Here is a 22,570-nt window from a genome sequence, read left to right on the forward strand (position 1 = left end):
TCGCTCTCACCCCTGAGGGCGCCAATCCCCGGTGGGACCCGGGGGTCGGCTCCCTGGACGAAGGACAAAGGAGTCGCGGGTGTCCAGCTCCGACATCTTCATCGGCGAGACCATCGGTACCGCCATACTCATCCTGCTCGGCGGCGGCGTCTGTGCCGCCGTGACGCTGAAGGCCTCCAAGGCCCGTAACGCCGGTTGGCTCGCCATCGCCTTCGGGTGGGGCTTCGCCGTCATGACGGCGGTGTACATCGCGGGGCCGCTCTCGGGCGCCCACCTCAACCCGGCCGTGACCGTGGCGCTCGCCGTCAAGGACGGCGAGTGGAGCAACGTTCCGGTCTACTTCGCCGGAGAGTTCCTCGGCGCGATGATCGGTGCGGCTCTGGTCTGGGTCGCCTACTACGGCCAGTTCCAGGCGCACCTCACCGACAGGGAGATCGTCGGCGGTCCGGGCGCGCAGACCACCACCGCCAAGGCGGTCGAGGCGCAGGAGAAGGGCGCGGGCCCCGTCCTCGGCATCTTCTCCACCGGCCCGGAGATCCGGCACACGGCGCAGAACCTCGCCACGGAGATCATCGGCACCTTCGTGCTGCTGCTCGCCATCCTCACCCAGGGCCTGAACGACGCGGGCAACGGCCTGGGCGTGCTGGGCGGTCTGATCACGGCGCTCGTGGTCGTCTCGATCGGTCTGTCGCTGGGCGGCCCGACCGGGTACGCCATCAACCCGGCCCGTGACCTCGGCCCGCGCGTCGTGCACGCGCTGCTGCCGCTGCCCAACAAGGGCGGCTCCGACTGGTCCTACGCCTGGATCCCGGTGGTCGGTCCGCTGATCGGCGGCGCCCTCGCGGCCGGCCTCTACAACGTCGCCTTCGCGTAGAGGTGACCAGGTCGCCTCGAACGCCGAGAGTTGTAGAAGCGCCGTACGTACAGCCCCGTAACCAAGGAACACCCAGGAGCCCACAGTGACCGACGCCCACACCGCCGGCCCTTTCATCGCCGCCATCGACCAGGGCACCACCTCGTCCCGCTGCATCGTCTTCGACCGCGACGGACGCATCGTCTCCGTCGACCAGAAGGAGCACGAGCAGATCTTCCCCAAGCCGGGCTGGGTCGAGCACGACGCCACCGAGATCTGGACCAACGTGCAGGAGGTCGTCGCCGGAGCCGTCGCCAAGGCCGGCATCACCCGCGACGACATCAAGGCCATCGGCATCACCAACCAGCGCGAGACGACCGTGCTGTGGGACAGGAACACCGGTGAGCCGGTCCACAACGCCATCGTCTGGCAGGACACCCGCACCGACTCCCTGTGCAGGGAACTCGGCCGCAACGTCGGCCAGGACCGCTTCCGCCGCGAGACCGGCCTTCCCCTCGCCTCCTACTTCGCCGGTCCCAAGGCCCGCTGGCTGCTCGACAACGTCGAGGGCCTGAAGGAGCGCGCCGAGGCGGGCGACATCCTCTTCGGCACCATGGACACCTGGGTCATCTGGAACCTGACCGGTGGTGTCGACGGCGGCCACCACGTCACCGACGTCACCAACGCGTCCCGCACCCTGCTGATGAACCTGCACACCATGCGGTGGGACGAGAGGATCGCCGAGTCCATCGGCGTCCCGACGGCGATGCTCCCCGAGATCCGCTCCTCCGCCGAGGTCTACGGCGAGATCAAGGGCGGCAAGCTGGGCGACCTGCTCGGCGGCATCCCGGTCGCCTCCGCGCTCGGCGACCAGCAGGCGGCCCTCTTCGGCCAGACCTGCTTCGCCGAGGGCGAGACCAAGTCGACCTACGGCACCGGCACCTTCATGGTCATGAACACCGGTGACAAGATCATCAATTCTTACTCGGGCCTGCTGACCACGGTCGGCTACAAGATCGGCGACCAGGACACGGTCTACGCCCTGGAGGGCTCGATCGCCGTCACCGGTTCTCTGGTGCAGTGGATGCGCGACCAGATGGGCCTGATCTCCACCGCCGCCGAGATCGAGACCCTCGCGCTCTCGGTCGAGGACAACGGCGGTGCCTACTTCGTCCCGGCCTTCTCCGGTCTGTTCGCCCCGTACTGGCGCTCCGACGCCCGCGGTGTGATCGCCGGCCTGACCCGGTACGTCACCAAGGCGCACCTCGCGCGCGCCGTGCTGGAGGCCACCGCCTGGCAGACGCGGGAGATCGCGGACGCCATGACCAAGGACTCCGGTGTGGAGCTGACCGCCCTCAAGGTCGACGGCGGCATGACCTCCAACAACCTGCTGATGCAGACCCTCGCCGACTTCGTGGACGCCCCCGTGGTGCGCCCGATGGTCGCCGAGACCACCTGCCTCGGCGCCGCCTACGCCGCCGGCCTCGCCGTCGGCTTCTGGAACAGCACCGACGACCTGCGCGCCAACTGGCGGCGGGCCGCCGAGTGGACCCCCCGCATGGACGCGGAGACCCGCGACCGTGAGTACAAGAGCTGGCTCAAGGCCGTCGAGCGGACCATGGGCTGGCTCGAGGACGAGGAGTAAGAACCGCGATGACCACTCAGTCCGCCCTGCAGTCCGTGCCTGCCCTGGGGACGCACCCGGCCTCCGGCTCGAACCCGAGCCGGGCCGAGACCCGGGAGCAGCTCTCCAAGGCGTCGTACGACCTTCTCGTGATCGGCGGCGGCATCCTGGGCATCTCCACCGCCTGGCACGCCGCGCAGTCCGGCCTCAGGGTGGCTCTGGTGGACGCCGGTGACTGGGCCGGCGCCACCTCCTCCGCCTCCTCCAAGCTGCTCCACGGCGGCCTGCGGTACCTGCAGACCGGCGCGGTGAAGCTGGTGGCGGAGAACCACTTCGAGCGCCGCGCGGTCTCCCGCCAGGTCGCCCCCCACCTGGCGAACCCGCTCACGTTCTACCTCCCCGTGTACAAGGGCGGGCCGCACGGCGCGGCGAAGCTCGGGGCCGGTGTCTTCGCGTACTCGGCGCTGTCGGCCTTCGGCGACGGCGTCGGGCACCTGCTCTCCCCCGCCAAGGCCGCGCAGGACGTGCCGGAACTGCGCACGGAGAACCTCAAGGCCGTGGCCGTGTACGGCGACGACCAGATGAACGACGCGCGCATGGCGCTGATGACGGTCCGCGCGGCGGCCGAGTCGGGCGCGGTCGTCCTCAACCACGCCGAGGTCACCGGCCTGCGCTTCACCAAGGGCCGGGTCACCGGCGCCGAGCTGCGCGACCGGCTCTCGGGCGACGAGTTCGGCGTGAACGCCCGGCTGGTGCTCAACGCGACCGGGCCGTGGGTCGACCACCTGCGCCGTCTGGAGGACCCCGATGCCGCGCCGTCCATCCGGCTGTCGAAGGGCGCGCATCTGGTCCTGAAGCGGACCTCCCCCTGGAAGGCCGCGCTGGCCACGCCGATCGACAAGTACCGGATCACCTTCGCCCTCCCCTGGGAGGACATGCTGTTGCTCGGCACGACCGACGAGGAGTACGAGGGCGACCCGGCGGACGTCGCGGTCAACGACGACGACATATCCCAGATCCTCGACGAGGCCGCGTTCTCCATCCGCGACCAGCAGCTCGACCGCGATCTGATCACGTACGCGTTCGCGGGTCTGCGGGTGCTGCCGGGCGGGCCCGGGGACACGGCCAAGGCCAAGCGCGAGACGGTCGTGACCGAGGGCCGGGGCGGGATGCTGTCCGTCGCGGGCGGCAAGTGGACCACGTTCCGGCACATCGGCCGTACGGTGATGCAGAAGCTCCAGGCGCTGCCGGGGCACCCGCTGGGCGACGACTTCGAGCCGGTCTCAGCGCTGCCGAAGAAGCTGCCGCTGCCGGGTGTCGCCAACCCGCGCGCGGTCGCCCACCGGCTGCTGGTCGACGGTCCGGCGCCCGGCCCGCGGATGGCGGCGGACACCGCCAGGCACCTGGCCACCCACTACGGCTCGCTGGCCTTCGACATCGCCCGCATGGCCAACGACGACCCGGCGCTCGCCCAGCGCGTCCACCCGGACGCCCCGGAGATCTGGGCGCAGGTCGTCTGGGCCCGGGACCACGAGTGGGCCGAGACCGCGGACGACGTGCTGCGCCGCCGCACCACCCTGACGATCCGGGGTCTGGCCACGGACGAGATCCGCGCCCGCGTCCAGGACCTGCTCGACAAGAAGTGACCGAGGGTCCCCCGGCTCCTGCGTACCGGAGCCGGTGGGGGAAGAGGGGCGACTCCGCGCCGACGGAGCCGCCCCTTTTCTCCTGGTGTCCGCAGACCGACCACGGCACCCGGTCGGGCCGAGCCGATCCGGCTGACCTGCGCAGGCCCGCATAATGAGCGGGATACATCGGACGTCCGAGCCAGGAGGCCGGTCATGGCAGTCACCGACGAGGCGATCGAGAAGATCAAGACAATGATCGTCTCCGGCGCGCTGCGTCCCGGCGCCCGGCTGCCCAAGGAGAGCGAGCTCGCCGCCGAGCTGGGGCTGTCCCGCAACTCCCTGCGCGAGGCGGTGCGGGCGCTGTCGCTGATCCGCATCCTGGACGTGCGGCAGGGCGACGGCACCTACGTCACCAGTCTCGACCCGCAACTCCTGCTGGAGGCGGTGAGTTTCGTGGTCGACTTCCACCGCGACGACACGGTCCTGGAGTTCCTCGCCGTACGCCGCATCCTGGAGCCGGCCGCGACGGCCCTCGCGGCGACCCGTATCGACGAGGAGCAACTGGACGCGCTGACGGAGCAGTTGGACGCGCTCGGCGAGCAGCCGTCGGTGGAGGACCTGGTCGCCGCGGACCTGGACTTCCACCGGGGCATCGTGCGCAGCTCCGGCAACTCCGTGCTGTGTTCCCTGCTGGACGGTCTGTCAGGCCCCACCACCCGGGCCCGTATCTGGCGCGGCCTGACCCAGGAGGACGCGGTCGTGCGCACCCTGCGCGAGCACCGGGCCATCCTCGCCGCCCTGCGGGACCGGGACGCCGAGGCGGCGCGGTCCTGGGCGACGGTGCACATCGCGAGCGTGGAACAGTGGCTGCGCTCCACACTGTGAACGGTGCGTTCCGCCCCGGGTGCTCCGCGATCACCGAGGGGTGTTCGACGGTGCCCGACGGGGCAGTGATGGGGGCACTCCCCTTGTGAGGGGGCTGCGGGCGCCCCGCGGGCACGCCGTAAGGTTGGGGCGTACGCGAGGGCACGTCGGAAGGAGGCGCTGGGTGATCGAGCTCGAGGGGGTTCCCGAGCTGATCGACCCGGTCATGGTGGCCGCGTTCGAGGGCTGGAACGATGCCGGTGACGCCGCCTCCACCGCGGTCGCGCATCTGGACAGGGAGTGGAAGGGCGAGGTGTTCGCGGCGCTGGACGCCGAGGACTACTACGACTTCCAGGTGAACCGCCCCACGGTGTTCATGGACGGCGGGGTCCGCAAGATCACCTGGCCGACGACGCGGTTGTCGGTGGTCCGGGTCGGCGGCGACAAGCCGCGTGACCTGGTGCTGGTGCGCGGCATCGAACCGTCCATGCGGTGGCGCTCGTTCTGCAACGAGATCCTCGGCTTCGCGCACGAACTCGGTGTGGAACTGGTGGTCGTGCTGGGCGCGCTGCTCGGTGACACCCCGCACACCCGTCCGGTACCGATCAGCGGCACCACGTCCGACCCGGACCTGGCCCGTCGCATGGATCTGGAGGAGACCAAGTACGAGGGGCCCACGGGCATCGTCGGCATCCTCCAGGAGGCGTGCACGCACGCCGGTGTCCCGGCGGTGTCGCTCTGGGCGGCGGTGCCGCACTACGTGTCGCAGCCGCCCAACCCGAAGGCCACGCTGGCCCTCCTGAACCGGCTGGAGGACCTGATCGACGTGCGCATCCCGCTGGGCGAGCTGCCCGAGGACGCGCGTGCCTGGCAGCTGGGTGTGGACCAACTGGCCGCGGAGGACAGCGAGGTGGCCGAGTACGTCCAGACGCTGGAGGAGGCCCGGGACACCGCCGAGCTGCCGGAGGCGTCGGGCGAGGCGATCGCCCGCGAGTTCGAGCGGTATCTGCGGCGCCGTGACGGCGCGTCGGGGCCGCCCGGCGGGCACGCCACGGCCGACGGCTCGGACGGTACGCCGTTTCGGCGGGACACTCCGGGCGGTCGCTCCCGTCCGCCGAAGCCACCGAAGCCGGAGGCGGAGACGGAGACGGACACCGATACGGGCAAGGGCACGGACGGCGAGGAATCGTCGGAGGACTGAACGGGACCGCGCACACGAAGAAGGGGCGTACCGTCCTCGGACGGTACGCCCCTTCTTCGTGTGCGCGGCCGGTCACGGCGTGCGCCACCGGTCACAGCGCGACGCCGAGCAGGGCGTCCACCGCGCGGGAGACGACACCGGGCGCGCCGGTGTCCGTGCCGCCGCTCTCCTCCTGGAGCACGGCCCAGCGGTCGACGGCCGCCAGGGCGGCCGGGGCGTCCAGGTCGCTCGCGAGCGCCTCGCGGATCTCCTCGACCAGCGTCTCGGCGGGCGGGCCGTCGGGGCGGGAGACCGCGGCACGCCAGTGGTCCAGGCGGGTCACGGCGTCCTGGAGGACCTGATCGGTCCACTCCCAGTCGGCGCGGTAGTGATGGGCGAGCAGCGCCAGCCGGATCGCCGCCGGGTCCACGCCGTCGCGCCGCAGCGCGGACACGAAGACCAGGTTGCCCTTGGACTTGGACATCTTCTCGCCGTGCAGGGCGACCATGCCGGCGTGGACGTACGCCTTGGCCATGGGGAACTCGCCGGTGAGTACCTGGGCGTGCGAGGCACCCATCTCATGGTGGGGGAAGACGAGGTCGGAGCCGCCGCCCTGGACGTCGAAGCCCATGCCGAGGTGGTCGAGGGCGATGGCCACGCACTCGATGTGCCAGCCGGGCCGGCCCCGGCCCAGCGAGCCGCCGTCCCAGCTCGGCTCGCCCTCACGGGCGGCCATCCAGAGCATCGGGTCGACCGGGTTCTTCTTGCCCGGACGTTCCGGGTCGCCGCCGCGCTCGGCGGACAGCAGCCGCATCGCGGCGGCGTCGAGGTGGGAGACCTGGCCGAAGTGCGGGTCGGACTCGACGGAGAAGTAGATGTCGCCGTCCACCTCGTAGGCCGCGCCGAGATCACGCAGCCGCTCGACGAGCGGGACGATGCCGGGTATCGCCTCCACGGCGCCTATGTAGTGCCGGGGCGGCAGCATCCGCAGGGCGGTCATGTCCTCGCGGAAGAGCGCGGTCTCCTGCTCCGCCAGCGCGGCCCAGTCCAGGCCGTCCCGGTCGGCCCGCTCCAGCAGCGGGTCGTCGACATCCGTGACGTTCTGGACGTAGTGCACCTGCCGCTTCGTGTCGAGCCACACGCGCTGCACGAGGTCGAACGCGTTGTACGTCGCCGCATGTCCGATGTGGGTGGCGTCGTACGGCGTGATGCCGCAGACGTAGATACGGGCGACGGGACCGGGGTCGAGGACGATCGGGCCCCCGGTCGCGGTGTCGTGAATCCTCAGGTCGCGGCCCTGACCGGGCAGGGCGGGGACCTCGGAAGCGGGCCAGGCATGCATGCCCTGAGCCTAACCGGACCGCGGTTCCAGATACGAACCGGAGCGGCCCGGATGACCGGGAAGGCACCCTTGCGCTGGGCCGCCCGACGTGCTATGCGCCTCGGTCAGACCGGCGGCCACGGAATGGCGGGCCATTCCCCGCCGGGCTCCGGGTGGACGCCGGAGGTGAGCAACGCCTCGACGCGCGCACGCGTGGCGTCGATCTCCGCGGGGGTGATCAGGGGCGTCAGGACGGTGCTGAGGGGGCCGGCGTCCGTGAGGGCCTTTCGGAGGCCCTTGAGGACGCCGAGCGCCTCCTCGGTCAGCGGCTCCCCCGCCCAGCCCCACAGCAGCGTGCGCAGCTTGTCCTCGACGTTGAAGGTGACGCCGTGGTCGATGCCGTACAGCAGGCCGTCCGCGGTGGGCAGCAGATGCCCGCCCTTGCGGTCGGCGTTGTTGATCACCGCGTCGAGCACGGCGACCCGGCGCAGCCGTTCGTCGTCGGCGTGCACGAGCAGGGCGGTACGGCCCTCGCCGACCTCCGCGAAGCCGATCGCCTTCCAGCCCGGCTCGGGCTCCTCGGCGTCCACCAGCGCGAGGAGTTCCGCGCCGGGCGCCGTCTCGATCCACAGCTGGCACATGCCCTCGCCGTACGGGCCGTCCCGCAGCACGGTGGGCGGCACCAGCCCCCACCCGGTCGCCCGGGAGACCTCGTACGCCGCGACCTCGCGCCCGGCGAGCGTCCCGTCGGGGAAGTCCCACAGGGGCCGCTCCCCGGCGACCGGCTTGTAGACGCACGCGGCCTCGCGGTCCTCGTACGTCACGGTGCAGTACAGCGCGGCGTTCGACGCCTCACGGATGCGTCCGCGCACGGTCAGCTCGCCCTCGGCGAGCAGCACGGCGGCGGCCGGGTCGGCGGTCGTCACGCTCCGCGGCGGTATCCGTTCTGGCGCGGACATACGTGTCCTTCCGGGTCGAGCGGGAGGCTGCACAGTGGGCACGGCGGCCGCCCGGCGTTGACGACATCGAGGGCGCGCTTGGCGAAGGCCCGGGCCTGCGCGCCGGTGAGGCGGACGCGGAGCATCGGCGGCCCGTTCTCCTCGTCCTGCAGCAGCTGCTCCTCGGCCTCGGCGAGGTCCTCCTCGGAGTCGGCGTCCAGTTCGACGAGGGCCTGCGCCTCGACGATCATGCGCTGCTCCTCGCCGTCCCAGGCGAGCGCCATGGTGCCGACGCGGAACTCCTCCTCGACGGGGGTGTCCAGCGGGGCGGTGTCATGGATCTCGGTCGGTGCCATGGCGGGCACCGCGGCGCTGCCGCCGCTGCGGCGTACGACCTCGTCGAGCAGTTCGTCCATCCGCTCGGCGAGCGCCGCGACCTGGGTCTTCTCCAGGGCCACGCTGGTCACCCGGGAGCCGGCGGAGGCCTGGAGGAAGAACGTACGGCGCCCTGGCAGCCCGACCGTACCGGCCACGAAACGTTCCGGTTGGTCGTAGAGGAACACCTGACGGGACACGTCCTGTCTCCATTGAGAGTTGTGGGAACGGGAGGCTGTTCGAAACGGGAGCGCAACTGCGATCGCTTCACCCTACTGCGGCCGACGATCACGGTGCGCCCGCGTCGCCCCCGACCGTGGCGTCGTCGGCCGGCGGTTCCTCGCGCGGCGCCAGGGACGTGAAGTCGCCGGTGTCGCCGAGACGGACGAGAAAGGGCCGCAGCCGTGTGTAACGGATCGCGGTGATGGAACACGGTTCAACGGCAATCCGCTGGAAGAGGTCGAGATGAAGTCCGAGTGCGTCCGCGACGAGAGACTTGATGATGTCGCCGTGCGAACACATGAGATAGACGGCGTCGGCACCGTGATCGCGCTCCACGCGCGCGTTCCACTCACGCACCGCCTCGGCGGCGCGAGTCTGCATCGCGCGCATGGACTCCCCGCCGGGGAACGCCGCCGCCGACGGGTGCGCCTGCACCACCTGCATCAGGGGCTCGTCCTGGAGTTCGGCGAGTTTGCGGCCCGACCAGTCGCCGTAGTGGCACTCGCCGATGCGGTCGTCGGTGTGGACGGTGAGGCCGGGCCGGGCGTCCAGCAGCGGCCGGAGCGTCTCCTGGCAGCGCTGGAGCGGGCTGGTGACGATCTCGGAGAGCGGCAGCTCGGCGAGCCGCCCGGGCAGTGCGGCGGCCTGCGCGGCCCCGCGGTCGTCGAGGGCGACGCCGGGCGTCCAGCCGGCGAGCAGTCCCTCGGTGTTGGCGGTGGAGCGTCCGTGCCGGACCAGGAGCAACGTTGGCATGCCGCCCAGGGTAGGCGCACGCACGCGTGCGGTGTCCGTCGTATGGAGGGAGAGGGCTCTTCGTGATCGTCGACTGTGCCATCTACCGGGAGGGCCGGCGGTCGGAGGGGCCCGAGGACTTCTCCGACGCGCTGGACGAGGCGCGATCGGCGGGAGGGTTCGTCTGGATCGGGCTGCACGAGCCGACGGCGGACGAGTTCGACCTGGTCTCGCAGGAGTTCTCCCTGCACCCGCTGGCGGTCGAGGACGCCCTCAAAGCCCATCAGCGGCCCAAACTGGAGGTGTACGACGACTCCCTCTTCCTGGTCCTCAAACCGGTCGTGTACGAGCCGCGGAGCGACACCGTCTCCTCCGGGGAGATCATGATCTTCCTCGGTGACTCGTTCGCGGTGACCGTACGGCACGGCGAGGGCGCTCCGCTCAAGGCCGTACGGAGCCGGCTGGAGCGGGAGCCGGAGCTGCTCGGCAAGGGGCCGACGGCGGTGATGTACGCGGTCGCCGACGCCGTCGTCGACCACTACCTCGACGTGGCGACCGAGCTGCAGACCGACCTGGAGGAACTGGAGGCCGAGGTGTTCTCCCCCGACGGGGGCGGTTCCCGGCACACCGCGTCACGCATCTACAACTTCAAGCGGCAGATCCTGGAGTTCCGGCGGGCGACCGGGCCGCTGGCGATGCCGATGACGCGGCTCGCGGGTGTGGGCACGTTCGGGGCGGGGGTGCCGTTCGTGGAGGACAGGGCACGGCCCTTCTTCCGCGACGTGCACGATCACCTCACCCGTGTGAACGAGTCCGTCGAGGGGCTCGACCGGCTGGTTTCGGACATCCTCTCGGCTCATCTGGCCCAGATGAGCGTGCGGCAGAACGACGACATGCGGAAGATCTCCGCGTGGGCTGCCATGGCCGCGGTCCCCACGATGATCGCGGGGATCTACGGCATGAACTTCGAGCACATGCCGGAGCTGCGGTGGGGGTGGTCGTATCCGGTGGTGATCGTGGTGATGGCCCTCCTGGAGGTGTTGCTGTACCGGTTGTTCAAGCGGCGGGGGTGGTTGTAGGCGTGGTCGTGGTCAGGCGAATCCGGGGTGCGGGTCGGCCGGGCCGCCCAGGGCGTTGCGGCGTTCGGGCATCTTGAGGGAGACCATGCGGCGCCAGCCGCCCAGGCGTTCGTACGCGTACACCGCGTGGATGCCCGCCGCGAGGACCGCCGCCTTGGGCCTGGACCAGCCGAGGATGCGGCCCATGTGGGCCATCACCGCGAGGCTGACGTCCCGGTAGACGCGAATCTCCGCGAGCGCGCACGCGCGCAGGGTGCGCTGGATCGCACGGCCGTGTCCGGCGTACGCGAAGCGCAGCAGTTCCTCGTGGCAGTAGGCGAGGTGGTTGTCCTCGTCGCGGGAGATCATCCTGACCGCGCGGCCGAGGTCGGGGTGGTCGGCGAAGTGTCTGCGGAACAGGTCCATCTGTTCGGAGGCGCGTTGTTCGGTGACCCTGCTGTGGGCGAGGTAGGTGACGACGTCCTGCACGGTGAGGGGTTCGTCGCGGCTGAGCCGGCCGTGGGCCAGGCCGATGCCATTCTGTTCGAGGAGCATCGTGTAGTCGGTCTCGGGCGGGACCGGGACGGGTCGCACACCGCGCTTCTTCATCAGGGCGTTGAAGATGCGGCCGTGCTTGTCCTCGTCGGCGCCGTGCCGGGTGATCTTCGCAGCGAGGTGGTGCTGGGTCTCGGGGACCAGCGCGGCGATGCGGGCGTTCTCCCAGCCGCCCTGGGACTCGCCGCTCGCGGCGATGGAGCAGAAAAGGGCGAAGGACTCGTCGTCGTCGAGGATCTCCTGGAACAGACTCCTGGCCGAAAGCATGGTGGGCCACCTCTCCGCGGGCTTCCGCAGTTCCGCACGTCCGCAGTTCCGCACGTCCGTACTTCCGCAAAGAACGAGTCAAGTGCGCGGGCCGCGGGGCGGCAACAGGTGTGTCCGACAACTCCGCCGAAAGAAGTACGCGTGGGGGTGCGTCCGGGCATGCGCGGAGCACGCCGAAGGGCGTAACCGTGGGGGCCGACGGGCGTTGTCGTGGGTGACGGCCGTGGCGGGGAGTGCCCCCGAGCCCCCACCACGGCCGTGGGGAGTACGTGAGGCGGCCGTGGGCTACGCGAGGCCGGCGCGTTCCAGGGCCTCGGTGCCGGCGCGGAGCGATGCCAGGCGCTCGTCGAGCGTGAAGCCCGCCGGGGCGAGGGTGAGGGTGGTGACTCCGGCGGCGGCGTAGGCCTTCATCCGGTCGGCGATGCGGTCCACCGAGCCGAGAAGGGTCGTCTTGTCGATCAGGTCGTGCGGGACGGCCTCGGCGGCCCCCTGCTTGTCGCCGGACAGGTACTTGTCCTGGATCTCGGCGGCCTCCTGCTCGTAGCCCATGCGCCGGGCGAGCTGGTTGTAGAAGTTCTGCTTGCGGCTGCCCATGCCGCCGACGTACAGCGCGGTGTAGGGGCGGAACGTGTCGGCGAGGGTGGTGACGTCCTTGTCGTCGCCGACGGCGAGGGGGACGGTGGGGCAGATGTCGAAGCCGTCGAGGGTCTTGCCGGCCTTCTCGCGGCCGGCGCGGAGGTGCCTGACGGCGGTGTCCTCGAGGTGGTCGGCGGAGGGGAAGATCAGCAGGGCGCCGTCGGCGATCTCGCCGGTCTGTTCGAGGTTCTTCGGCCCGATCGCGGCGATGTAGAGGGGGATGTGCTCGCGCTGGGGGTGCACGGTGAGCTTGATGGGCTTGCCGGGGCCGCCGGGAAGGGGGAGGGTCCAGTGCTCGCCGTCGTGGGACAGGCGTTCGCGGGTCATGGCCTTGCGGATGATCTCGACGTACTCGCGGGTGCGGGCGAGGGGCTTGTCGAACTTGACGCCGTACCAGCCCTCGGAGACCTGCGGGCCGGAGACGCCGAGGCCGAGGCGGAAGCGGCCGCCGGAGAGGGAGTCGAGCGTGGCGGCGGTCATCGCGGTCATCGCGGGCTGGCGGGCGGGGATCTGGAAGATGGCGGAGCCGACGTCGATGCGCTGGGTCTGGGCGGCGACCCAGGTCAGTACGGTGGCGGCGTCGGAGCCGTAGGCTTCCGCGGCCCAGCAGACCGCGTATCCGAGGCGGTCGGCCTCCTGAGCCACGGCGAGGTTGTCGGCGTCCATTCCGGCGCCCCAGTAGCCGAGGTTGATCCCTAGCTGCATGGCCGTCTCCCCTTACCGATCAGTAACGTCGCTTGTGCGGAGACCATATACCTCCGGTGGTCGGGGGGATGCCTGCGGCGCAGCGTTCGGTCCGGTGGGGGCGTGTAGCGCCTGTGGGTGGTGGGTGGGGCGGGGCCGGGTCGGGGGTGTCCGTCCTCGGACCGGCGCGGAATGGGTCACTTGAGAAGCGGGGGGTGCGGACGCGCCGGCCACTGCGGGCGGACACCCCCGCCCCGTCCCCTTCGCGCCGTACGCGGCCATTGCCGCCCATCGCGGACAGCTACGGCCGCCCACCGCGGGCAGTCACTGCCGCCTGCCGCGGGCGGTCGTGCCGCTGGGGCGAAGGGGGTCCCCCTCTCGAGCGGAGCCGAAAGGGGGGAGGGTGGGTGCGGCGGCACCCCGTGAGCGCCGGGCTGCGCAACCACCCCCGGCCCACACCGGCACCGGGCGACCGGACACCCCCTTCCGGGCGGCGCCGCCGCCGCTCGGAATTCCGTTGTCCACAGGGCCCCCACACCTCAGGCTCTGGCCAGTAATCTCGGCGTTCATGGAGCAGAGGCATCTCGGCCGTACCGGCCTGCGTGTGTCCCGCATCGGGCTCGGGACTCTGACCTGGGGTCGGGACACCGACGAGCACGACGCCGCGGACCTCTTGAAGACGTTCTGGGAAGCGGGCGGCACCCTCGTCGACACCGCGGACGTGTACGGCGACGGAGAGGCCGAGTACCTGCTCGGGAGGCTGATGGAGGGGCTGGTGCCGCGCCGGGACCTCATCATCTCCACGAAGGCCGGGAGCGTGCCCGACCCGGAACGCCGGGTCGACGGCTCGCGCGGACATCTGCTCGCCGCGCTCGACGCCTCGCTGGCGCGACTCGGCACCGACTACGTCGACCTGTGGCACGTCCACGCCTACGACCCCGCCACCCCGTTGGACGAGACGCTCCAGGCGCTCGACATCGCGGTCGGCAGCGGGCGGGCGCGGTATGCCGGTGTCGCCGACTTCTGCGGCTGGCAGCTGGCCAAGGCCGCGACCTGGCAGCTGGCCGTGCCGGGGGCGCGGACGCGGCTGGCGAGTACGCAGATGGAGTACTCGCTGCTGCAGCGGGGCGTGGAGCGGGAGGTGCTGCCCGCGGCCCTCGATCTGGGGATCGGACTGTTGCCGTCCTCTCCGCTCGGGCGGGGCGTGCTGACCGGCAAGTACCGCAACGACGCCACCCCGCCGAACTCCCGGGCGGCCTCGGAGCATCTCGCGCCGTTCGTCGAGCCGTATCTCGACGACACGGCGAGCAGGATCGTGGACGCGGTGACGACGGCGGCGGACGGGCTCGCCGTGACCGCGCTGCAGGTGGCGCTCGCGTGGGTCCGCGACCGGCCCGGCGTGGCCGCTCCGATCGTCGGCGCGCGCAACGCGCGGCAGCTCACGGCGGCATTGTCAGTGGAGGCCCTTAGTCTTCCTGACGAGATCTGCCGGGCGCTCGACGATGTGTCGGCGCCCGTGCACCACTATCCCGATCACGACTGGAGCACGCTGTGAGCACCGAGCCGCCCGAGACCACGGAGGGCGCCGAGCCGGAAAGCGCGGACGGTAAGCCCGCCGAGGGCGCGCGGGTGTCCGAGGCCGAGGCCGAGTTGGCCGCGCAGCGAGCGGAGCGGGAGCGGATCGAGCGGCGGAAGGCGGAGCGGCAGGAGCCGATCGAGGCCGGCGGCAAGCTCAGCGGCAGGGCGGCCGATCTCCTTGCCGCCGTGCGGGCCGTGGAGAGCGGTGAGAAGCCGGCCGCCCCGGTGTTCGAGGAGGCCGGGCCCGCGCCGAGGCGGCCCGCTCCCGAGCCGGTGCGGCGGCCGTCCGCGGTGCCCCCGGGCGAGGTGGTTCCCGCCGCCGGCGCCGTCGAGGAGATGCGCGGGGTGCTGGCCCAGGGGGGTGCGCCGGAAGGGCTCGCCGCGCAGGCCGCCGTCGTGCTGGGCGAGGGGGGCGCGGAGGTGCTGCGCGCCGATCCCTGGCAGTTGCTGCGGGTTGCCGGTGTGCGGCCCGAGCAGGCCGACGGGTTCGCGCGGGCCCTCCTCGGCTCCGGGACCGGGCCGGACGACGAGCGGCGGGGGCGGGCGGTCACCGTGTGGCTGCTGGAGCAGGCGGCGCTGGCCGGGCACACCGCTCTGGACATGTCCGCGCTGGCCACGGCGCTGGGGCGGCAGGGGGTGCCGGATTCCGAAGGAGCCGTGCAGAACGCCATCTCGGAAGGGGACGTGCTCGTCTTCCAGGACCCCATCGCGGAAGCCGGGGTTCCGGCTCCGCAGGGGGACGCCGGGGAGGAGGAAGCGGAGCGGCCGGTCCGGGTGCTGGTGGGACTGGAGCGGTACGCGCTGGCCGAGGAGAGCCTTGCCGACGGTCTCGCCCGGCTGGTCAACTCCGTGCCCAAGCAGGACGGTGCCGGTGAGGAGTGGGAGCGCGCGGCCGCCTCGGCGGAGGGCTCCGCGGGTGAGCTGATCCGCGCGGTCGCCGGGCACGGGCTGGTGCTGCACACCGGTGGGGAGGCATCGCTGGCCGAGCCGGCGGCGCTGCTGACCGCCGCGCGCGCTCTCGGGCTGCGTGCCTGGGCCGCCACCCACAGTCCGGTCGGGCGGGAGCGGTTCGCGGCCCTGGCCGAGGGTGCGGGTGTCGCCACGGTCGCCGGGCTGCTCTCCGGTGCCGAGGGGCCGGGACGCGACGCCGACGGGGCGCTGGACGTGGATCTGCTGGTGGTGCTCGACGCTCCGCAGCTGGACGTCGAGGCCGCCGCGCTGGTGACGGAGTCGCTGCCGGACGGCGCCCGGCTGGTGCTGGCCGGTGATCCGGGGGTGCTGTGGTCGGTGGGGCCCGGGCGGGTGTTCGCGGATCTGCTGGCGGCGCGGGTCTGCCCGCAGGTCGCCTCGCGGCGGCCGGATCCCGGGCCGCTGGGGGAGCTGGTCTCCGGGATCGGTGTGGGCGAGCTGAACCAGGTGGCGGCGCCCGGCAAGGAAGTCGTGATCGTGCCGGTGCGGGACGCGGGAGAGGCCGTGCACCGGACCGTGCAGCTCGTGGCCGACTCGGTGCCGCGCGCGATCGGGGTGCCTGCCGAGGAGACGCAGGTGATCACCCCGGGGCACGGGGGTGCGGTGGGTACGCGGGCGCTGAACGCGGCGCTGAAGGAGCGGCTCAATCCGGGGCCGGGGCGCTTCGGGGGGTTCGACCCGGGCGACCGGGTGGCCTACTCCCCCGCTCCGGGACGTACGCTGCCCGGCCGTGTGACGAAGGCCGATGGTGAGGGGCTGCACCTGGTGTGCGGGGGCGAGGAGATCGTCGTACCGAGGGAGCGGGTGGAGCAGTCCGTGCGCCACGGGTGGGCGCTGACCGCGCACCAGGCGGTCGGCTGCCGGTGGCCCGCGGTGGTCGTGGTGCTGCCCGGTGACGCCGTGCAGGCGCTGAGCCGGCCCTGGGTGTACACGGCGTTCAGCCGGGCCGACCGGCATCTGTCCGTGGTCCACGGTGTGGAGCAGGCGCTGCCGCGGGCCGTGTCCGAGGTGGCGGCCAAGCCGCGGACGACGCGGTTGCCGGTGCTGCTGGCGCCGCAGGTCCCGGCGGCGGACGGCTGAGGGGCGCCGCTTACGCCGACGGCGGCACCGGGGGTGCCGCCGTCGGCATGCGGGACGGGTGCGGTCAGCGGTCCGCGTCGAGTGGCTCGAGATCCTCGTCCTCGTCCAGGCTCGGGTCCGGCCCGTCCTCGAGTTCGTCGTCGTCGGTGTCGTCCTCGAGTTCCTCGTCGAAGACCGCGCTGACGTCGAAGCGGCACACCACCTGTTGCGGATCCACCTGCTCGAACGGCGCCTCCAGCCACTCGCCGGGTTCCGCCGGTTCGTCCGATGCCGTGACCCAGAGCGTGGAGTCGCCCTCCTCGAGGCCGAACTCCTTGTGCCGGGAGGCGATCTCGTCCGGCTCGAACTCGCCGAACAGGAGGCCCAGCGCGCCGTGGACGGTGCCGGAGGCGTCCGAGCCCTCGTCGTCCGCCGCCTCGATCCGCTGCGCGTGCCCGAGCAGCCGCTGTGGTTCCGCGACCGTGTAGTCGCGGCGGATCAGCACGCTGAGCGCGTTCGGTTCCTCGGGGCCGGTGTACGGCGGCAGCGCCTCCTCCGCGCTGGGGATCTCGAAGGGTGTGACCTCGTCGTAGCGGTCGTAGAGCAGTTCGTCGTACGCCTCCGCGGCCGCGGCCAGCTCGTTGAACGCCTCGTAGACGGCCGGGTCGTCCTCCCCCGACCGGCGTTCGACCGCGGCCAGGTGGCGGTCGAGCGCGGTCTTGACCGCCTCGGCGGCGGCGCGTACCTCGGCAGCGGTGGGCTGCGCAGCATCAGACATAGTGCAGACGCTATCCGTACCGGGGGCCGACCCGCACAATAGATGCGATGCCGGAATACGAATTTGTCGACGTGTACGTGCCGCGCGGGGTGTCCCGCAAGGAAACGGCACGTCTGCTGACGGACCACGCAGAGTACGGTCACTGGGAGTTGTACCGCCTGACGCTGATGCGTGACGGCAGTCGCAGGGTGCGGCTGCGGCGGCGGATCATCCGCCAGGTGCGCGCCACCTGGTGAGCCCGGGCGGCCCCGACCCCCTCACAGAACGGAGCGGACCCCGCGGTCGCGGGGTCCGCTCCGTGTGTTCTGGGTCACGCAGCGGCCCGTGCCTTGCGGTAGAGGACCGCGCCGGCGAGCAGCGCGCCCGCGCCGACCGGCAGGACGAGGCCCATCGGCATCTCGCTGCCGGTCCGGGCGAGCTGTGCGTCGGCCTCGGGCAGGGCCACGAAGTGGGCGCCCGGCTCGTTGCCGTGCGAGGAGCCGGGCGGGGTCCGGTCGCCCGGCGTGCCCGGGGTGCCCGGGGTGCTCGGGGTACCCGGCTCGTCGCCGGGGTGCTCCGGCTGCTCGGGGTGGCCCGGGTCGCCGGGCTGTCCCGGCGTCTCGTGGCCGGAGCCGCCGTTCGCGCAGTCGTTGCCCTCGGTGGCGTTGCCGGCGCCGAGGACATTGACGCTGTTGCCGCAGACGTTCACCGGGACGTGGATCGGTGCCTGGATCTGGTTGCCGGAGCCCACGCCGGGCGAATCGCTCGTCCGGCCGTCGGCGTGCGAGCCGCCGTGGTCGCCGGAGTCGCCGTACCCGTCCGAGGAGGAGCCGCCCTGGTTGGCGCAGGAGTTGCCCACGGACGGGTTGAGGATGCCGACGACGTTGACCGTGTTGCCGCAGACGTTGACCGGCACGTGCACCGGCGCCTGCACCGTGTTCCCGGAGAGCACGCCCGGCGAGCCACTGGCGACGCCCGTCGCGCCGGAGTGGGCGTGGGCGGCCCCGCCCGCGGCGGCGAGCACGCCGGCGGCGCCCGCCATGGTCATCAGGCCCTTGCGGGTGACCTGTCGCATTGCTGAAATCCCTGCCTTCGACCTGGTGCCGGGAATTGCGTTCCGCGGATTCCCGGTGTTCCGACGTATTCACAGAACCGTCGGCCCCGGAGCGCATGGCTCGCGCTCCGGGGCCGACGGGCTCAAACCCTCAGAGGGCATGCCCTTGCAGGGCGAGGCACAACGTCACTGGTTGATGCAGGTGTTGCCGAAGGCGGGGTTCAGCAGCCCGATCACGGAGACCGTGTTGCCGCAGACGTTCACCGGCACGTGCACCGGGACCTGAACGACGTTGCCGGAAACGACACCCGGGGAGTGCACGGCGGCACCCTGGGCACCCGAGTGGGCGGAAGCCAGGCCCGCGCCCGCGAGAACCAGACCACCGGTAGCAGCCGCGACAGCGACGACCTTCTTGATCATTATTCCTCCTTGTTGGCAAAGCGATCCAAAGCCGCGGATCACATCACGGGTAACGAGGAGGGAGTAATGAGGCTACGAGCTTATGGTCGCATTCACTCTTCCCGGTCAACTCCGCACGCCTGCACGATTATTTGGTTCATCAGGTAACCCTCTCAGGACGCGTCCAGGAAGCGGTCGAGCACCCGCACGCCGAACTTGAGACCGTCCACCGGGACCCGCTCGTCCACCCCGTGGAACATGCCCGCGAAGTCCAGCTCCGGGGGCAGCTTCAGCGGCGCGAAGCCGAAGCAGCGGATGCCGAGGTCGTCGAAGGACTTGGCGTCGGTGCCGCCGGAGAGCATGTACGGCACGGCCCGCGCGATCGGGTCCTCGGCGCTCAGCGCGCTCTGCATCGCGTCGACGAGCCTGCCGTCGAAGTCGGTCTCCAGCGCCTTGTCCGCGTGCACGTCCTCGCGCTTCACGCGCGGGCCGAGGATCCGGTCGAGGTCGGCGAGGAACTCCTCCTCGTAGCCGGGCAGGAAGCGGCCGTCGACGTGCGCGGTGGCCTGGCCGGGGATGACGTTGACCTTGTAGCCGGCGCCGAGCATCGTGGGGGCCGCCGAGTTGCGCAGCGTGGTGCCGATCATGCGGGCGATCCCGCCGAGCTTGGCGAGGGTCTCCTCCATGTTCTCCGGGTCGAGCTCGGTGCCGAGCGCGTCGGACAGCTCGTCCAGGAAGGCCCGTACCGTCTTGGTGACCCTGACCGGCCACTTGTGCCGGCCGAGGCGGGCGACCGCCTCGCACAGCTCGGTGATGGCGTTGTCGTCGTTGGTCATCGAGCCGTGGCCGGCGGTGCCGTCGACGGTGAGCCGCATCCAGTGCATGCCCTTCTCGGCGGTCTCGACGAGATACAGGCGCAGCTTCTCGTTGACGGTGAAGGAGAACCCGCCGACCTCGCCGATCGCCTCGGTGACGCCCTCGAACAGCTCCGGGTGCTCGCGCACCAGGTGCTTGGCGCCGTACGTGCCGCCGGCCTCCTCGTCCGCGAGGAAGGCGAGGACGATGTCGCGCGGGGGCTTGCGTCCGCTGCGCAGCCGGTCGCGGACGACCGCGAGGGTCATCGCGTCCATGTCCTTCATGTCGACGGCGCCGCGCCCCCAGACGCATCCGTCGGCGATCTCGCCGGAGAAGGGGTGGTGGGTCCAGTCGTCCGCGTTGGCCGGTACGACGTCGGTGTGGCCGTGGATGAGCAGCGCGGGCCGCGAGGGGTCCTCGCCCTCGATCCGGGCCACCGTGGAGGCGCGTCCCGGGTGCGACTCGAAGATCTGCGGTTCCAGGCCCACCTCGGCGAGCTTCTCGGCGACGTACTCGGCCGCCTTGCGCTCGCCGGGGCCCGAGTGGTCGCCGTAGTTGCTGGTGTCGATCCGGATCAGCTCGCGGCAGAGGTCCACGACCTCGTCCTCACCGGTGACGCTCCTGGCCGTGTCCGTCTCGCTCACGTGCTTCCTCCCGCTGCCGATGTCCCTGCTGGTGCCCGCCGCCGGTGGGTCGTCCCCGCCGGCGGGTCGTCCTCATCCTCTCTCCCCGACACGCGCACCCCAAGACCCGGCCCCGCCCGTCATACGCCGTTCACGCGGCGGCGCGCTCGGGCGGGGGTGATCGGCCACCCCGGAACACCTGGTAATGTTTACGTCGTCGCTGCGGGGGGAAACCCGCGCGACAGACACCTTGTCCGGGTGGCGGAATGGCAGACGCGCTAGCTTGAGGTGCTAGTGCCCTTTATCGGGCGTGGGGGTTCAAGTCCCCCCTCGGACACATGCAGCGCGAGGGCCGCGACCACGAGGTCGCGGCCCTCGGGCGTTGTCGCGGAGGCTGACCATGACCACTCGTTCCTGCCCCTGCGGGCTCCCCGAGGCGTACGAGGCCTGCTGCGGGCGCTTCCACACGGGAGCCGCCGCCGCGCCCACCGCCGAGCGGCTCATGCGGTCGCGGTACTGCGCCTTCGTGCGGCAGGACGCCGGGTATCTGCTGCGGACCTGGCATCCCCGGACGCGGCCGGAGCGGGTCGACCTCGATCCCGGGATGCGGTGGACCGGTCTGGAGATCCTGGGCACGGACGGCGGAACGGCCTTCCACTCCACGGGGACGGTGACCTTCCGGGCCTCCTACCGGGGCGGCTCGCTGCACGAGCGCAGCCGGTTCGAGCGGGCCGACGGGGCGTGGGTGTACGTCGACGGGGACTTCCTGAGCTAGCCGGCGGCTCCGCCCGGGCCTGTCTGACAATGTCCGCCTGCCTCGCGACGCCAAGCACGCACTGTCGCCGCACCGGGCGCAGAGCCGAGTACATCCCGTACGAGGCTCTACGCCCGGCACGCCGAGAGCACCTGACGCCGCGAGGCCGCCCTGCGGGCGACGACGCGAATGGTCGGACTGGCCCTAGCTAGGGCGCCAGGACGTCCAGTTCCTGGAGGGCGCCCTCGGTGATCTCGCGGGTCAGCTTCTCCGCACGGGCGGCGTCGCGTTCGCGGACCGCCTCCGCGAGCTGGACGTGCAGGGTGACGGCGGCCGGGTCGGGGTCCTCGAACATCACTTCGTGGTGGGTGCGGCCGGACAGCACCTCGGCGACGACGTCGCCGAGGCGGGCGAACATCTCGTTGCCCGAGGCGGTCAGGATCACGCGGTGGAACGCCACGTCGTGGAAGAGGTATCCCTCCAGCCGGTGACCGCGTGAGTTGGCGACCATGCCGAGGGCGCACTCGGTGAGGTCGGCGCACTGTTCGGCGGTGGCGTTGCGGGCGGCCAGGCCCGCCGCCACGGGTTCGATCGCCGAGCGCAGCACCGTCAGGGAGCGCAGCTGGCGGGGGCGGTCCGCGCCGGCCAGCCGCCAGCGGATGACCTGGGGATCGTAGACGTTCCACTCGCGGGCCGGCAGGACCGTCACGCCGACGCGTCGCCGGGACTGGACGAGGCGCATGGATTCCAGGACGCGGACCACCTCGCGCATCACGGAACGCGACACGTCGAAGCGCTGTGCGAGCTCGTCGGTGCGAAGGACACTCCCGGGCGGGTATGCGCCTGCGGTGATCTCGGGGCCGAGGGTGTCCAGTACGCGGCCGTGCAGCCCCCGGCCCGTGGTGCTCATGCACTCAGAGTACGGGGCGGATCACGGGAACAAAAAGTCAGACTTATATGTCACAGGCTCTTGAATTCGTCGTATCTAATGAGCTTCAGTGTCGTCGACATCTCGTGTCGACGAAGACAGCAGACAGTGAGGCAGCGATGAACACCCCCCATGTCGTCGTGATCATGGGCGTCGCGGGCACCGGCAAGACCACCATCGGTCCCCTGCTCGCCGCCCGGTTCGGCGTTCCCTACGCCGAGGGCGACGACTTCCACCCGCAGGCCAACATCGCCAAGATGTCGGCCGGCACCCCGCTCACCGACGACGACCGGTGGCCCTGGCTGGACGCCATCGGCGACTGGGCGCACGGGCGGGCCGGTCTCGGCGGGGTGGTCAGCTGTTCGGCGCTGAAGCGGTCGTACCGCGACCGGCTGCGGGCCGCCGCGCCCGGCGTGGTCTTCGTGCACCTCACCGGTGACCGCGCGCTCATCGAGGACCGGATGTCGCACCGGCAGGGGCACTTCATGCCCACGGCACTGCTCGACTCCCAGTTCGCCACGCTCCAGCCACTGGAGCCGGACGAGGCGGGAGTCGCCGTGGAGGTGACCGGCACCCCCGAGGAGATCACCGAACGGGCGGACACCGCCCTGGCGGCGCTCCCCGAGCCGACCCCGTAGGTCCCTGACCGGACCCATT

Annotated in this window: 22 protein-coding genes and 1 tRNA gene; 12 read left to right on the plus strand and 11 right to left on the minus strand. The window is 71.7% G+C overall.

All coding sequences use genetic code 11. The features are described from left to right. The first annotated feature begins 79 nt into the window (after window positions 1–79). From IE178_RS06600 to IE178_RS06620, 5 genes are all read left to right on the plus strand, one after another. Window positions 80–874, plus strand: coding sequence for an MIP/aquaporin family protein (locus IE178_RS06600; protein WP_184766667.1), 795 nt, complete (start codon window positions 80–82; stop codon window positions 872–874). Between the two features lie 85 nt (window positions 875–959). Continuing rightward, window positions 960–2,498, plus strand: coding sequence for a glycerol kinase GlpK (glpK, locus tag IE178_RS06605; RefSeq protein WP_184766668.1), 1,539 nt, complete (start codon window positions 960–962; stop codon window positions 2,496–2,498). Between the two features lie 8 nt (window positions 2,499–2,506). Then, the gene (locus IE178_RS06610) at window positions 2,507–4,123 is read left to right on the plus strand and encodes a glycerol-3-phosphate dehydrogenase/oxidase (protein ID WP_193511594.1); all 1,617 of its coding nucleotides are present in this window, start codon (window positions 2,507–2,509) and stop codon (window positions 4,121–4,123) included. 195 nt (window positions 4,124–4,318) lie between these two features. Further along, window positions 4,319–4,990 (plus strand): FadR/GntR family transcriptional regulator, encoded by a 672-nt coding sequence (locus tag IE178_RS06615; protein ID WP_184766670.1) that lies wholly within the window; start codon window positions 4,319–4,321, stop codon window positions 4,988–4,990. Window positions 4,991–5,153: 163 nt separating this feature from the next. Further along, the gene (locus tag IE178_RS06620) at window positions 5,154–6,170 is read left to right on the plus strand and encodes a PAC2 family protein (protein WP_193511595.1); all 1,017 of its coding nucleotides are present in this window, start codon (window positions 5,154–5,156) and stop codon (window positions 6,168–6,170) included. Window positions 6,171–6,261: 91 nt separating this feature from the next. Here the strand turns inward: IE178_RS06620 and mshC are convergent, their stop codons facing one another. The 4 genes from mshC to IE178_RS06640 all read right to left on the minus strand — a co-directional run bounded on the left by mshC (window position 6,262) and on the right by IE178_RS06640 (window position 9,758). Continuing rightward, a complete protein-coding gene (mshC, locus tag IE178_RS06625; RefSeq protein WP_193511596.1) occupies window positions 6,262–7,491 on the minus strand; it encodes a cysteine--1-D-myo-inosityl 2-amino-2-deoxy-alpha-D-glucopyranoside ligase in 1,230 nt (409 codons plus the stop codon). A 104-nt stretch (window positions 7,492–7,595) separates the two neighbouring features. Continuing rightward, a complete protein-coding gene (locus IE178_RS06630; protein WP_184766673.1) occupies window positions 7,596–8,429 on the minus strand; it encodes an SCO1664 family protein in 834 nt (277 codons plus the stop codon). Further along, a complete protein-coding gene (locus IE178_RS06635; protein WP_184766674.1) occupies window positions 8,393–8,983 on the minus strand; it encodes a DUF3090 domain-containing protein in 591 nt (196 codons plus the stop codon). The genes IE178_RS06630 and IE178_RS06635 overlap by 37 nt, the downstream gene beginning before the upstream one ends. Before the next feature lie 88 nt (window positions 8,984–9,071). After that, complete coding sequence (locus IE178_RS06640; protein WP_193511597.1) at window positions 9,072–9,758, minus strand: histidine phosphatase family protein; 687 nt, start codon at window positions 9,756–9,758, stop codon at window positions 9,072–9,074. 62 nt (window positions 9,759–9,820) lie between these two features. Here IE178_RS06640 and corA point away from each other — a divergent pair, with 62 nt between their 5' ends. Next, the gene (gene corA, locus IE178_RS06645; protein WP_184766676.1) at window positions 9,821–10,816 is read left to right on the plus strand and encodes a magnesium/cobalt transporter CorA; all 996 of its coding nucleotides are present in this window, start codon (window positions 9,821–9,823) and stop codon (window positions 10,814–10,816) included. Window positions 10,817–10,828: 12 nt separating this feature from the next. On the opposite strand, the gene IE178_RS06650 is transcribed toward corA, so the two are convergent. Then, complete coding sequence (locus IE178_RS06650; protein WP_184766677.1) at window positions 10,829–11,617, minus strand: ferritin-like domain-containing protein; 789 nt, start codon at window positions 11,615–11,617, stop codon at window positions 10,829–10,831. A 285-nt stretch (window positions 11,618–11,902) separates the two neighbouring features. Further along, complete coding sequence (locus tag IE178_RS06655; protein ID WP_193511598.1) at window positions 11,903–12,958, minus strand: LLM class F420-dependent oxidoreductase; 1,056 nt, start codon at window positions 12,956–12,958, stop codon at window positions 11,903–11,905. A gap of 547 nt (window positions 12,959–13,505) precedes the next feature. Between IE178_RS06655 and IE178_RS06660 the strand changes: the two genes are divergently transcribed. Further along, window positions 13,506–14,492, plus strand: a complete 987-nt coding sequence (locus tag IE178_RS06660; protein WP_184766050.1) for an aldo/keto reductase — start codon at window positions 13,506–13,508, stop codon at window positions 14,490–14,492. After that, the gene (locus IE178_RS06665) at window positions 14,489–16,564 is read left to right on the plus strand and encodes a helix-hairpin-helix domain-containing protein (protein WP_193511599.1); all 2,076 of its coding nucleotides are present in this window, start codon (window positions 14,489–14,491) and stop codon (window positions 16,562–16,564) included. The genes IE178_RS06660 and IE178_RS06665 overlap by 4 nt, the downstream gene beginning before the upstream one ends. Window positions 16,565–16,628: 64 nt before the next feature. On the opposite strand, the gene IE178_RS06670 is transcribed toward IE178_RS06665, so the two are convergent. After that, on the minus strand, window positions 16,629–17,321 hold the full coding sequence (locus IE178_RS06670) for a hypothetical protein (protein ID WP_184766052.1): 693 nt from the start codon (window positions 17,319–17,321) through the stop codon (window positions 16,629–16,631). 47 nt (window positions 17,322–17,368) lie between these two features. Between IE178_RS06670 and IE178_RS06675 the strand changes: the two genes are divergently transcribed. Continuing rightward, window positions 17,369–17,557 (plus strand): DUF5703 family protein, encoded by a 189-nt coding sequence (locus IE178_RS06675; protein WP_004933366.1) that lies wholly within the window; start codon window positions 17,369–17,371, stop codon window positions 17,555–17,557. A gap of 74 nt (window positions 17,558–17,631) precedes the next feature. Here IE178_RS06675 and IE178_RS06680 read toward each other — a convergent pair whose 3' ends face one another. The 3 genes from IE178_RS06680 to IE178_RS06690 all read right to left on the minus strand — a co-directional run bounded on the left by IE178_RS06680 (window position 17,632) and on the right by IE178_RS06690 (window position 20,252). Then, window positions 17,632–18,375, minus strand: a complete 744-nt coding sequence (locus IE178_RS06680; RefSeq protein ID WP_184766053.1) for a chaplin — start codon at window positions 18,373–18,375, stop codon at window positions 17,632–17,634. Between the two features lie 165 nt (window positions 18,376–18,540). Continuing rightward, window positions 18,541–18,774, minus strand: a complete 234-nt coding sequence (gene chpH, locus IE178_RS06685; RefSeq protein ID WP_184766054.1) for a chaplin ChpH — start codon at window positions 18,772–18,774, stop codon at window positions 18,541–18,543. A 152-nt stretch (window positions 18,775–18,926) separates the two neighbouring features. Further along, on the minus strand, window positions 18,927–20,252 hold the full coding sequence (locus IE178_RS06690; RefSeq protein ID WP_193511600.1) for a M20/M25/M40 family metallo-hydrolase: 1,326 nt from the start codon (window positions 20,250–20,252) through the stop codon (window positions 18,927–18,929). A 231-nt stretch (window positions 20,253–20,483) separates the two neighbouring features. On the opposite strand from IE178_RS06690, the gene IE178_RS06695 reads away from it, so the two are divergent. Together IE178_RS06695 and IE178_RS06700 are read left to right on the plus strand one after the other, a co-directional pair. Next, window positions 20,484–20,568, plus strand: a tRNA-Leu gene (locus IE178_RS06695). A gap of 63 nt (window positions 20,569–20,631) precedes the next feature. Beyond that, on the plus strand, window positions 20,632–21,006 hold the full coding sequence (locus IE178_RS06700) for a YchJ family protein (protein ID WP_184766056.1): 375 nt from the start codon (window positions 20,632–20,634) through the stop codon (window positions 21,004–21,006). A gap of 187 nt (window positions 21,007–21,193) precedes the next feature. On the opposite strand, the gene IE178_RS06705 is transcribed toward IE178_RS06700, so the two are convergent. Next, window positions 21,194–21,895 (minus strand): FadR/GntR family transcriptional regulator, encoded by a 702-nt coding sequence (locus IE178_RS06705; RefSeq protein WP_184766057.1) that lies wholly within the window; start codon window positions 21,893–21,895, stop codon window positions 21,194–21,196. Between the two features lie 137 nt (window positions 21,896–22,032). On the opposite strand from IE178_RS06705, the gene IE178_RS06710 reads away from it, so the two are divergent. After that, the gene (locus IE178_RS06710; protein WP_184766058.1) at window positions 22,033–22,551 is read left to right on the plus strand and encodes a gluconokinase; all 519 of its coding nucleotides are present in this window, start codon (window positions 22,033–22,035) and stop codon (window positions 22,549–22,551) included. Window positions 22,552–22,570: the final 19 nt, after the last annotated feature.

Origin of the sequence: Streptomyces griseoloalbus, from assembly GCA_014650015.1 — a bacterium.
Lineage (GTDB): Bacteria > Actinomycetota > Actinomycetes > Streptomycetales > Streptomycetaceae > Streptomyces > Streptomyces griseoloalbus.

Excerpts from the sequence above, each read along its gene's own strand:
- IE178_RS06610 (WP_193511594.1), top strand. The coding sequence starts at position 2,507 with ATGACCACTCAGTCCGCCCTGCAGTCCGTGCCTGCCCTGGGGACGCAC.
- IE178_RS06615 (WP_184766670.1), top strand. The coding sequence starts at position 4,319 with ATGGCAGTCACCGACGAGGCGATCGAGAAGATCAAGACAATGATCGTC.
- mshC (WP_193511596.1), bottom strand. The coding sequence starts at position 7,491 with ATGCATGCCTGGCCCGCTTCCGAGGTCCCCGCCCTGCCCGGTCAGGGC.
- IE178_RS06630 (WP_184766673.1), bottom strand. The coding sequence starts at position 8,429 with ATGTCCGCGCCAGAACGGATACCGCCGCGGAGCGTGACGACCGCCGAC.
- IE178_RS06640 (WP_193511597.1), bottom strand. The coding sequence starts at position 9,758 with ATGCCAACGTTGCTCCTGGTCCGGCACGGACGCTCCACCGCCAACACC.
- IE178_RS06650 (WP_184766677.1), bottom strand. The coding sequence starts at position 11,617 with ATGCTTTCGGCCAGGAGTCTGTTCCAGGAGATCCTCGACGACGACGAG.
- IE178_RS06655 (WP_193511598.1), bottom strand. The coding sequence starts at position 12,958 with ATGCAGCTAGGGATCAACCTCGGCTACTGGGGCGCCGGAATGGACGCC.
- IE178_RS06660 (WP_184766050.1), top strand. The coding sequence starts at position 13,506 with ATGGAGCAGAGGCATCTCGGCCGTACCGGCCTGCGTGTGTCCCGCATC.
- IE178_RS06670 (WP_184766052.1), bottom strand. The coding sequence starts at position 17,321 with ATGTCTGATGCTGCGCAGCCCACCGCTGCCGAGGTACGCGCCGCCGCC.
- IE178_RS06675 (WP_004933366.1), top strand. The coding sequence starts at position 17,369 with ATGCCGGAATACGAATTTGTCGACGTGTACGTGCCGCGCGGGGTGTCC.
- IE178_RS06680 (WP_184766053.1), bottom strand. The coding sequence starts at position 18,375 with ATGCGACAGGTCACCCGCAAGGGCCTGATGACCATGGCGGGCGCCGCC.
- chpH (WP_184766054.1), bottom strand. The coding sequence starts at position 18,774 with ATGATCAAGAAGGTCGTCGCTGTCGCGGCTGCTACCGGTGGTCTGGTT.
- IE178_RS06700 (WP_184766056.1), top strand. The coding sequence starts at position 20,632 with ATGACCACTCGTTCCTGCCCCTGCGGGCTCCCCGAGGCGTACGAGGCC.
- IE178_RS06705 (WP_184766057.1), bottom strand. The coding sequence starts at position 21,895 with ATGAGCACCACGGGCCGGGGGCTGCACGGCCGCGTACTGGACACCCTC.
- IE178_RS06710 (WP_184766058.1), top strand. The coding sequence starts at position 22,033 with ATGAACACCCCCCATGTCGTCGTGATCATGGGCGTCGCGGGCACCGGC.